The sequence below is a fragment of the Streptococcus sp. HMSC071D03 genome, assembly GCF_001812125.1.
Lineage (GTDB): Bacteria > Bacillota > Bacilli > Lactobacillales > Streptococcaceae > Streptococcus > Streptococcus pseudopneumoniae_N.
In genome coordinates this window covers 29,469-40,140 of record NZ_KV807769.1, presented here as the reverse complement: position 1 = coordinate 40,140, position 10,672 = coordinate 29,469, and the positions used below count along the sequence as shown (strand labels likewise).

Annotated in this window: 9 protein-coding genes; 5 read left to right on the top strand and 4 right to left on the bottom strand. The window is 40.6% G+C overall.

Annotation, left to right across the window (positions count from 1 at the left end):
• Nucleotides 1–272: 272 nt before the first annotated feature.
• The 4 genes from HMPREF2837_RS06720 to leuS all read right to left on the bottom strand — a co-directional run bounded on the left by HMPREF2837_RS06720 (nt 273) and on the right by leuS (nt 4,779).
• Entirely contained in the window at nt 273–695 is a 423-nt protein-coding gene (locus HMPREF2837_RS06720; RefSeq protein WP_049549617.1) for a GNAT family N-acetyltransferase, read from the bottom strand.
• 11 nt (nt 696–706) lie between these two features.
• Entirely contained in the window at nt 707–1,399 is a 693-nt protein-coding gene (locus HMPREF2837_RS06715) for a GNAT family N-acetyltransferase (protein ID WP_049549614.1), read from the bottom strand.
• A gap of 121 nt (nt 1,400–1,520) precedes the next feature.
• On the bottom strand, nt 1,521–1,934 hold the full coding sequence (locus HMPREF2837_RS06710) for a YjdF family protein (protein ID WP_049549613.1): 414 nt from the start codon (nt 1,932–1,934) through the stop codon (nt 1,521–1,523).
• Nucleotides 1,935–2,277: 343 nt separating this feature from the next.
• Nucleotides 2,278–4,779: a leucine--tRNA ligase gene (leuS, locus tag HMPREF2837_RS06705; protein ID WP_075230749.1), complete on the bottom strand. Its 2,502-nt coding sequence runs from the start codon at nt 4,777–4,779 to the stop codon at nt 2,278–2,280.
• A gap of 149 nt (nt 4,780–4,928) precedes the next feature.
• Here leuS and HMPREF2837_RS06700 point away from each other — a divergent pair, with 149 nt between their 5' ends.
• From HMPREF2837_RS06700 to HMPREF2837_RS06680, 5 genes are all read left to right on the top strand, one after another.
• A complete protein-coding gene (locus HMPREF2837_RS06700) occupies nt 4,929–6,605 on the top strand; it encodes a sensor histidine kinase (protein ID WP_075230748.1) in 1,677 nt (558 codons plus the stop codon).
• On the top strand, nt 6,598–7,368 hold the full coding sequence (locus HMPREF2837_RS06695; RefSeq protein ID WP_045762750.1) for a response regulator transcription factor: 771 nt from the start codon (nt 6,598–6,600) through the stop codon (nt 7,366–7,368). Before HMPREF2837_RS06700 ends, HMPREF2837_RS06695 begins: the two co-directional genes overlap by 8 nt.
• A 113-nt stretch (nt 7,369–7,481) precedes the next feature.
• Nucleotides 7,482–8,528 (top strand): ABC transporter substrate-binding protein, encoded by a 1,047-nt coding sequence (locus HMPREF2837_RS06690; RefSeq protein ID WP_049549610.1) that lies wholly within the window; start codon nt 7,482–7,484, stop codon nt 8,526–8,528.
• Between the two features lie 12 nt (nt 8,529–8,540).
• Nucleotides 8,541–9,632 carry an ABC transporter ATP-binding protein gene (locus tag HMPREF2837_RS06685; RefSeq protein WP_049549609.1) on the top strand — a complete coding sequence of 364 codons (1,092 nt, stop codon included), beginning with the start codon at nt 8,541–8,543 and terminating at the stop codon, nt 9,630–9,632.
• Nucleotides 9,622–10,672, top strand: a 1,051-nt coding sequence (locus HMPREF2837_RS06680) for an ABC transporter permease (RefSeq protein WP_148131827.1), incomplete at its 3' end; no start/stop codon positions are given. The genes HMPREF2837_RS06685 and HMPREF2837_RS06680, both read left to right, overlap by 11 nt.

Here is a 10,672-nt window from a genome sequence, read left to right as displayed (position 1 = left end):
TCTATTAAATAAAGTTAGGAGGTCTTTATTTAATAGCTACATGATACAAGACGAAACTTAAAACTAGCTTAACTTTTCTCAAATTTTACTATTCTGCAAAAAATTTCTATCACTAGCACCTCACCACGCAAAAAAGCCACCTGATTGGGTGACTTTATTAGGAGATTATGATGAAAAAAAGTTTAGGATTTCTATTAAATAAAGTTAGGAGGTCTTTATTTAATGATTACATGATACACAAGCAGACTTAAAGTTAGCTTAAGTGAAAAAGATTATTTTAATTTTTTGCGGTCCACCCAAATCATGCCCGTACACTGGAAACTAGATAAGGCTTCAAACCCCAGAGAACGATAGAATCCAAGAGTCTTTTCAGACTCTTCTGTCGCTAGTTGGACTTGATAGGCATCCTTATAATCGGATAAAGCCTGCTTTATCAAGGTGCTGCCAATTCCTTGACGCTGATAGGTAGGCAAGACAATCAAATCCTGAACAAAAACTGAAGAAAAACCGTCTCCTATCAAGCGAACTAGACCAACAATTTTCTCACCATCACGCGCTAGATAAATGGCCAGTGAATGAGTCAGAGCCTGGGCCAACATTTGGAGCTGATTTGTATAATTTGTCCAACCAACTGCCTGGTAGAGATGCAAAACATCATCAAGTGAAACAGATGTTTCTTTTGTAATCTTAATCATAGCAAACCTTTCTAACATTCTCTAAGGGATTTCAACTGTTGCCCATTTTCATCAAAATTATCTGGACTCAACCACGATTCAAAACGCGCTTTAACCCTTGGCCAGTCCTTATCAATCATAGACAACCAATCCGTATCTCTAGTACGCCCTTTATAAATAACAGCTTGACGGAAGGTTCCCTCGTAGATAAAGCCCAAACGTTCTGCTGCTTTTCTAGAAGGTAGATTTAGCGCATCACATTTCCACTCATAACGGCGATAGTTAAGCTCTTCAAAGACATAACGAGCAAGCAAATAGTGGGCTTCTGTTCCCATCCTGGTCTGTTTAAGAGCCGGCGAAAAGGTCACGGCTCCAACTTCAATCACGCGATTGGCTTGGTCAATACGCATGAGAGAAAAAGTCCCCAGCGCCTTTCCAGTCACTTTATCGATAATCGCATAATAGAAGCGATCCTTGCGCTCAATCATCTGCTTCATAGCAACAATTAATTCTTCAAGATTTTCTACTGGTGGTTGAAAGAGATAGGTCCACATCTCTTGAGGTGATTCTGGACCATAAACAGCCAGCAAATCCTCCGCATGCTTTTCCACTGAAAGAGCTTCGATAATCGTATACTGTCCTTCTATCCGTACAAGTGACGGTAAAACTCCAGGTGTATCGTCTACAGGTTCACCAATCATCTGACCATATTCATTTACAGGCATAGTTTTCTCCTTGTCTCACACTTATAAGTTTAAAGATGTGAATAGTATATCACATCTCACAGGTAATCTACAAAAAATCCTCCAGTTTATGGAGGATTGATCAAATATGGAAACAAGTGAGTTAATGCCCCCTGTGCTTCTCTCTACGTTTTTGCTGTTTGCATTCGAATTTCTCTTGTTTGAGCAATTGTTTTTGGACACTAGATTGATGTTTTGAAATCTTTTTCCTTTCCTCATACTGCAACTGCAATAGTTCTTTCGACTTGGAAGAAACTTTTTGATTTACTTGTTTCCTCACCATTCGTTGTAATCGTTTAGGGTTCTTGATTTTTACATGTTGCTTAACTGTAGTTTCTGGACTAAAAGATAATTGAGTAAACTGAGTCTGTAAAATCTCTAGAATTTCATCATCTTTTGGCTCCTGACCAAATGTCACACGACAAACTTGATAAGTTTCTCGATACACTTGTTCAAACAAACCATGCCAAAATCCATCTTCAAAATAAACTGTCAATCCAATTGAAATTGTTTCCACGACAGCACCTCCTTAAATCTATCCCTAAGAATGGACAACCAAGGAGGAAGGTTACTGATAGGCTTGCCTACGTCTGGACTACCAACCAGAACTGTGTTTTTATCTTAGTTGGAACTATTATAGCATATAGCAATACAAAAATCCTCCAGATTCTACTCTGAAGGATTTTTAAATTTATTTCGTTACGATATTTACGAGTTTAGTTGGCTCAAACAGTTTGGGGAACTGTTTGAGGTTGCAAATAAGCAAATAAATTGGTTATTTCACAACAATGTTAACCAATTTAGTTGGCTTCAATAGTCCACTGGACTATTGAAGGTGGCAGATAGGGCTAATAAACTCGTTATTTAACGACGATATTAACGAGTTTATTAGGGACACTAATCACCTTCACAATTTCTTTGCCATTGATCTCTGCCTTAACTTTTTCGTTAGCCAGAGCCACTTCTTGCAATTCTTCGCGTGAAAGGTCTTTAGCGACCATAAGTTTAGCACGGACTTTACCTTTGATTTGGACGACGATTTCGATTTCGTCTTCAACCAATTTGCTTTCGTCCCATGTTGGCCAAGCTACGTAAGAGATAGAGTCACCTGTTGCTGCGACTGTTTGCCAGAGTTCTTCTGCCAAGTGAGGGGCAAATGGGGCTATCAATTGGATAAAGCCTTTGGCGTATTCCGCATAGAGCTTATCTTCCTTGTTAGCAGCATTGACAAAGACCATGAGCTGGGCAATGGCTGTGTTGAATTTCATCGACTCGATTTGCTCTGTGACAGATTTAACCGTTTCGTTATAAACCTTGTCAAGAGCGCCATTGTTTTCCGCAACGATTTCTTTACTTGTGATCAAACGGTAAACACGGTCGAGGAACTTACGGCTTCCTTCCAAACCTTCTTCAGACCAAGCGATGGAAGCGTCAAGTGGTCCCATGAACATTTCATAGACACGAAGGGTGTCGGCACCGTATTGTTCCACCACATCGTCTGGGTTGACAACGTTCTTGAGGGATTTAGACATCTTGGCTGGTGCTTGCTCCAACTCTTCCCCTGTTTCTACATGGAAGAAAGAACCGTCACGTTTTTCAACCTTATCGGTTGCCACAAGAGCGCCACGGTGGTCACGGTAGCTTGTTCCCAAAATCATTCCTTGGTTAAAGAGTTTTTGGAATGGTTCCTTAGTTGGAACAACACCGAGGTCATAGAGGAATTTGTGCCAGAAACGAGCGTAAAGCAAGTGAAGAACTGCATGCTCTGCCCCACCCACGTAGATATCTACTGGCAACCATTGTTTGAGAAGATCCTCATCGGCCAATTTCTCAGTATTATGTGGGTCAATATAGCGGAGGTAATACCAGCTTGAACCTGCCCATTGTGGCATGGTGTTGGTTTCACGACGCCCCTTGACACCATCTTCACGAGTCACTTCAAGCCAGTCGGTCAAGTTAGCCAATGGGCTTTCCCCAGTACCTGAAGGGCGGATATCCTTGGTTACAGGCAAGACAAGTGGCAATTCACTTTCAGGGACAGCTGTTGAAGTTCCGTCTTCCCAATGAATGATTGGAATTGGCTCACCCCAGTAACGTTGACGGCTAAAGAGCCAGTCGCGGAGACGGTAAGTTACCTTCTCTTGACCACAGCCTTTTTCTTCCAACCAAGCCACAATCTTAGCAATAGCATCTTCTTTGTTGAGACCGTTCAAGAAGTCAGAGTTGACGTGAAGGCCATCTTCTGTATAAGCAGCTTCTTCAACGTTTCCACCTTCCAGCACTTCTACGATTGGTAGGTCAAATTGTTTAGCAAATTCCCAGTCACGTTGATCGTGGGCAGGTACAGCCATAACCGCACCTGTACCATAGCTAGCAAGAACGTAGTCTGCAATCCAGATTGGAATTTCTTTACCGTTGACAGGGTTGATTGCATAAGCACCAGTCCAAACCCCTGTTTTTTCCTTGGCAAGGTCTGTACGAGCCAAGTCTGATTTCAAGCTAGCTTGGTGTTTGTAATCAGCTACAGCCTCAGCTTGTTCAGGTGTTGTGATAGCATCTACCAAGTCATGCTCAGGAGCCAAGACAGTGAAAGTCGCCCCAAAAAGGGTATCTGGACGTGTCGTAAAGACGGTGAATTCCTTGTCTGTTCCCTTAACTTTGAAGGTGACATTGGCACCAGTTGATTTCCCAATCCAGTTGCGTTGCATGTCCTTGATAGACTCTGGCCAATCTAGTTCATCTAAGTCATTGAGCAAGCGCTCTGCGTAAGCCGTGATTTTGAGCATCCATTGACGCATTGGTTTGCGGACAACTGGATAGCCTCCACGCTCAGAAGTTCCGTCAGGAAGCACTTCTTCATTGGCAATGGCTGTTCCCAATTCTTCAACCCAGTTTACTGGTACTTCTGCTTCATAGGCCAAGCCTTTTTCGTAAAGCTTGGTGAAGATCCATTGCGTCCACTTGTAGTAGTTTGGGTCTGTAGTATTAACTTCACGGTCCCAGTCGTAAGAGAATCCAAGCGCATTTATTTGGCGTTTGAAGTTAGCAATGTTTTCCGCTGTGAATTCCGCTGGGTCATTACCAGTATCCATAGCGTATTGCTCTGCAGGCAAACCAAAAGCATCCCAGCCCATTGGGTGAAGGACGTTGTAGCCTTGGGCACGTTTGAAACGACTGAGGATATCTGTCGCTGTATAGCCTTCTGGGTGTCCTACATGAAGACCCGCTCCTGAAGGGTAAGGGAACATATCAAGTGCATAAAACTTCGGTTTTGATGCGTCAGTTCCTGTCTTAAAAGTATGATGGTCAGCCCAGTATTTTTGCCACTTAGGCTCGATTTCTTTATGATTGTAAAAACTCATGGTATCTCTCCAATTTTCGTGATGTTCCTATTATACCATTTTTAGGGGAATTTAGTCTCTTTCTTTTCAACTCTTTTCTATTTTCGCCTTGCCTTCCATTTTTAATACTGCTATACTTACTTTAGCAGGCTCTTTATAAGAGGTGATTTATGGCCCATTCTTTCAAACACTCTCTCCAAAAAGAGATTCTTCACCGTAGTTCTTTGGCTGCTTTAGCGACCTCGTTTTTACTCCTCATTCTCTTGTTTGGTTTTTCCTATTTCCTTCAAAAGCAACAGCTCACCAAAGACACTCAACAGATTGTCCAACATGTTCGCAATATGAAACAAGCGAACTATCAATTATTGGAGACCATGAATCAAAAAATGGTCCCAGAATTTTTAGAGGGTAAACACACTGACCGAGAACTCTTTAGTCTATTTTATGAAACAAAAGCTCAACTGAAACTCAGTTCTGATTTTATCATCCTTGATGACACAGGAGGACTTCTCTTTAGTACCAATCGCAACCATCAAGAAACTATTTTAGCTCCTTATTATTTAAAATTGTTAATTCAAAATCCGATTCAAGGAGCCATTACAGAAAAGGTTGCTTTGTCAATAGATAAGCAACATTACGCACTCTTCATTATGCCTATCGTTCAAAATCAACGAGTTAAGGCTTATAGCATTTCTTTTGTAAATGAAAATGAATTTGTGTCCAGTATCCCTCTCATCAATTCAAAATACGCCATTACAGATACTTTTGGAAACATCTACTCTAGCAATACCAATCAATTTACTCAATCGACTCTGGAAAAATTTGATGAAAAATTACTCCAATCTAAAACCCATTGGTATGTTGAAAATCCACTTCTGATTGAAAAACGTAAAATTGAACCGATTTTCTCAATCTACGCCTTTCAATCTTTCTTTCCCATTCCGAGTTTACTGGGACTTGCTTCTGTCTTAACACTCTGTATCTTTCTGTTATACTTCTGGCAGGCGAGACGAATTGCTTATAAAATTGCGACGCACAATGCCGGCCCTATTGAAAGTCTGGTCTATCAATTACAGGAAATTCCTAAGAAAAAGGAAAAGAAACTCACTCTCCATACCGGGGACGAATTTGAACTGATTGCTGAGAAAATTACCGATATGCTCCAAGAGTTGGATGAGCTCCATCAAAAGATGTTGACCATTGAGAAGGAAAAGTGGGTCTTTGAAAGAAAGATGCTGGAAGCTCAGTTTAATCCTCACTTCCTCTACAATACCTTAGAAACCATTAAAATCACGAGTATGATTGATGCCAGTATTACTCAAGACCTAATTCAAAATCTCACGCGCATCCTGCGATATAGTGTAACTGAACTAGAAAAAGAAACGACTCTTGGGCAGGACCTAGAGATTATCGAAGCTTATCTGAAAATCCATCAGATTCGATTTGAACATTTTTCTTATCAGATTGACTGTTCTGAGAATCTACATTCCCAAACTATTCCGAAACTTTTCTTATTACCCCTTGTGGAAAATGCTCTAAAATACGGAAGACAGTATCGTATCGACCTTGCCATCTCTATCCAAATCACTCAAGAGCAGGAAGCACTGACCTTTATCGTTAAGGATAATGCTGGTGGTCTAACCAAACAAGAACGCCTACATATCTTAGAATCCTTGGACAGCCCACATATCTTAGAATCCTTGGACAGCCCACATACACAGCACGGTATTGTCAATAGTTACAAACGATTGAATAACTTTTTTGAAAATGTCGAATTGGATTTAGGAGTGAACCCGCAAGGGGAAACCTGGGTAAAATTTGTCACGAAAGGAAGAACGCATGTTTAAGCTAATCATTGTCGAAGATGAACACCTGATCCGAAAATGGCTTGAAATTGCCGTCGACTACTCAGCCTTGGGTATTCAAGTAGTTGGAACTGCAAGTCACGGACAAGAAGGCATGGAGTTAATTCAAAAAGAGAAACCACACATCGTACTGACAGACATTACCATGCCCATCATGGATGCTTTTATGATGTTTGAAGCGACTCGTTCACTCTCTTATGAAAAAGTGATCCTCTCAGGCTATAATGATTTCCAAAACGCCAAAAAGGCCATGCAATTCGGAGCAGTGGACTTCCTCCCAAAACCCATAAATGTCGCAGAATTAACAGAGTGTTTAGAAAAAATAACTCTGCGCCTCAAGATGGATCAACACCAAACCAATCCATTTTTACAAGACTACCAAGCCTTTGTCACCTCACTTCAAAAAATCAATCCTCAAAACCAACTGATTCAACAAATTCTCGAATTTGTACACCAACACTACTACCTACACTTTACCATTTCTACCATTGCAGAGAATCTAGGCTATAGCGAAAGTTATCTCTACAAGGTTATCAAAGAAGATTTCCCTATCACCTTGAACGAATACATTCTTCAGTATCGTTTAAAACAAGCCGTTGAAAAGATGAGTCAACATCCTGACTCCCCTCTTAGTCAAATCGCTGAAGAAGTCGGCTTCTCAGACTATAAGTATTTTGGGAAAGTTTTTAAGAAATACTTTCATATCTCTCCTAAAGAGTTAAAATCCATAGGAAGAATAGTTTAGACACTGTTCTTCTTTTTTGTAGAGAATTTTACCCCATTAGGATAGAATTTTAGGTTTTAAAAGCGCTTTCATTGCTTTACAATGGAGATAACAAAACTATGGAGGTATCCATCATGAAAAAGAAATGGATGTATTATGCTGCGTGTGGACTTGCTATTTTGGGGCTTGCTGCCTGCTCTTCTGACGACGCTTCAGGAGAAAAGGCAACTGAAAATGGAGGAAGCGATACTCTAGTAGTCTACTCCCCGAACTCAGAAGGATTGATTGGAGCAACTATTCCTGCTTTTGAAGAAAAGTATGGCATCAAGGTTGAACTCATTCAAGCCGGAACAGGTGAACTCTTTAAGAAGCTAGAATCTGAAAAAGAAGCCCCTGTGGCAGATATCATCTTTGGTGGTTCCTATACCCAATATGCTACCCACGGAGAACTTTTTGAAAATTACGTATCAACGGAAAACGATAATGTAATCAAAGAATATCAAAATACAACTGGCTACTCAACTCCTTATACATTGGATGGTAGTGTTTTGATCGTCAACCCTGACTTGACTAAGGGGATGAATATTGAAGGTTATAGCGACCTCATCAAACCAGAACTCAAAGGAAAAATCGCAACTGCAGACCCAGCCAACTCTTCTAGCGCCTTTGCTCAACTAACAAACATGTTACAAGCTGAGGGCGGCTATACAGACGACAAAGCTTGGACTTATGTCAAAGATCTCTTTACTTTGATTGACGGTAAAATCGGCTCAAGTTCATCTGGCGTTTACAAGGCTGTTGCAGATGGAGAAATGGCTGTTGGCCTTTCATACGAAGATCCCGCAGTAAAACTTCTAAACGACGGAGCTAACATCAAGGTTGTTTATCCAAAAGAAGGTACTGTCTTCCTGCCTGCTAGCGCTGCTATTATTAAAAACGCTAAGAACATGGAAAACGCTAAGAAATTTATCGATTTCATCATTTCTCAAGAAGTCCAAGACACGCTTGGTACAACAACTACTAACCGTCCAGTTCGTAAAAATGCTAAAACTAGCGCAAACATGAAACCAATCGAACAAATTAAAACACTAACTGAAGACTATGATTATGTCATCAAAAACAAATCAGATATCGTGAAGAAATACAACGAAGTCTTTACAGATATCCAATCTAAACAGTAAAAGAGGTTAACTATGAGTGAGATCAAGATTATCAATGCCAAGAAAATTTATCACGATGTAGCTGTTATCGAAAATCTAAGCGTGACCATTCCTAAGGGTAGCCTTTTCACTCTCCTTGGGCCTTCAGGATGTGGGAAAACAACCTTACTTCGTATGATTGCAGGTTTCAATAGCATCGAAGGAGGAGAGTTCTACTTCGACGATACTAAAATCAACAACATGGAACCTAGCAAGCGAAACATTGGGATGGTTTTCCAAAACTATGCAATTTTCCCACATTTGACAGTGCGTGATAACGTTGCATTCGGGCTCAAGCAAAAGAAAGTTCCAAAAGATGAACTCATCGAACAAACAAATAAATACCTTGAGTTGATGCAGATTGCCCAGTATGCTGATCGTAAACCAGATAAACTTAGTGGTGGCCAGCAACAACGGGTTGCCCTAGCACGTGCCTTGGCTGTTAATCCTAACGTTCTCCTCATGGACGAACCCCTCAGTAACCTAGATGCCAAACTTCGCTTGGATATGCGTCAGGCTATTCGCGAAATTCAACACGAAGTTGGAATTACCACTGTCTACGTAACTCACGACCAAGAAGAAGCTATGGCCATTTCTGACCAAATTGCTGTTATGAAAGACGGTGTTATTCAACAAATTGGTCGTCCAAAAGAGCTCTACCACAAACCAGCAAATGAATTTGTCGCAACATTTATTGGTAGAACAAATATAATCCCTGCTCGTTTGGAAAAGCAAGCTGACGGAGCTTACATCGTCTTTGAAGATGGTTATTCTCTTCGTATGCCAGCACTAGACCAGGTGGAAGAACAAGCTATTCATGTCAGCATTCGTCCCGAAGAATTTATCCGTGACGAAAACGGACCAATCGATGGAACAATTACTGACAGTGTCTATCTTGGACTTAATACCGAATACTTCATTGAGACAGGATTTGCTTCAAAACTTCAGGTAAGTGAAGAATCTACATTTGAAGAAGATTTGAAAAAAGGAGATCGCGTTCGTTTGCGTATCAATACTCAAAAACTCAATGTCTTCTCTGAAGATGGTTCGCGCAATCTCATAAAAGGAGTCAGCCATGGAGCGTAAAAAACTAAATATCTGGACTGCGTCTTCCTTCTTCATCTTCCTTACTTATCTTGTTTTTCTGGTCTATCCAATTGTTACGGTATTAAAACAGGCACTGGTACATGAAGGTCATTTCTCATTAGAAAATTTTGTTACTTTCTTTAGCAAATCGTACTACTCTGAAACCCTTATCAACAGTTTCAAGGTTTCTGTAACTGCAACAGTCACTTCTGTCGTTGTTGGTACCTTGCTAGCTTATCTTTTTTCAATGTATGACTTCAAGGGAAAGAAATTTTTACAAATCTTGATTATCATAGCATCCATGTCAGCTCCCTTTGTAGGTGCCTATTCTTGGATTCTACTCCTTGGTAGAAACGGAGTTATCACAAAATTTCTAACCAACACACTACATTTGCCAGGTTTTGATATCTACGGCTTTAAAGGTATCGTGCTTGTCTTTACACTCCAACTTTTCCCTCTCGTATTCCTATACGTAGCTGGAACCATGAAGAGCATTGACAACTCCCTCTTGGAAGCTGCTGAAAGCATGGGATCTTTCGGTTTTAAACGAATCGTAACAGTTGTTTTACCTCTCCTAGTCCCAACTTTACTAGCAGCAGCGCTCCTAGTCTTTATGAGAGCTTTCTCAGACTTCGGTACTCCGATGCTGATTGGTGAGGGATATCGTACCTTCCCAGTATTGATCTATACACAGTTTATCAGTGAGGTAGGGGGTAACTCTGCCTTCGCATCAGCCTTAGCAATTATGGCGATTACAATCGCCCTAGTTATCTTCCTCATCCAAAAATACGTTTCAAATCGCTACAGTTTCAGTATGAACTCGCTTCATCCAATTGAACCTAAGAAAACGACAAAAGGTAAGATGGCTGCTATTTATGTGACAGTTTATGGCATTATCTTATTCTCTGTTTTGCCTCAAGTTTACTTGATTTATACATCCTTCCTAAAAACATCCGGAATGGTTTTCGTCAAAGGATATTCACTAAACAGCTATAAGACTGCTTTTAACCGCATGGGCTCTGCTATTTTTAATACCATTC

What these genes read in the sequence shown, in the direction of transcription:
- HMPREF2837_RS06720 (WP_049549617.1), bottom strand. Translation starts at nt 695, where the DNA reads ATGATTAAGATTACAAAAGAAACATCTGTTTCACTTGATGATGTTTTG.
- HMPREF2837_RS06685 (WP_049549609.1), top strand. Translation starts at nt 8,541, where the DNA reads ATGAGTGAGATCAAGATTATCAATGCCAAGAAAATTTATCACGATGTA.
- HMPREF2837_RS06690 (WP_049549610.1), top strand. Translation starts at nt 7,482, where the DNA reads ATGAAAAAGAAATGGATGTATTATGCTGCGTGTGGACTTGCTATTTTG.
- HMPREF2837_RS06700 (WP_075230748.1), top strand. Translation starts at nt 4,929, where the DNA reads ATGGCCCATTCTTTCAAACACTCTCTCCAAAAAGAGATTCTTCACCGT.
- HMPREF2837_RS06715 (WP_049549614.1), bottom strand. Translation starts at nt 1,399, where the DNA reads ATGCCTGTAAATGAATATGGTCAGATGATTGGTGAACCTGTAGACGAT.
- HMPREF2837_RS06695 (WP_045762750.1), top strand. Translation starts at nt 6,598, where the DNA reads ATGTTTAAGCTAATCATTGTCGAAGATGAACACCTGATCCGAAAATGG.
- leuS (WP_075230749.1), bottom strand. Translation starts at nt 4,779, where the DNA reads ATGAGTTTTTACAATCATAAAGAAATCGAGCCTAAGTGGCAAAAATAC.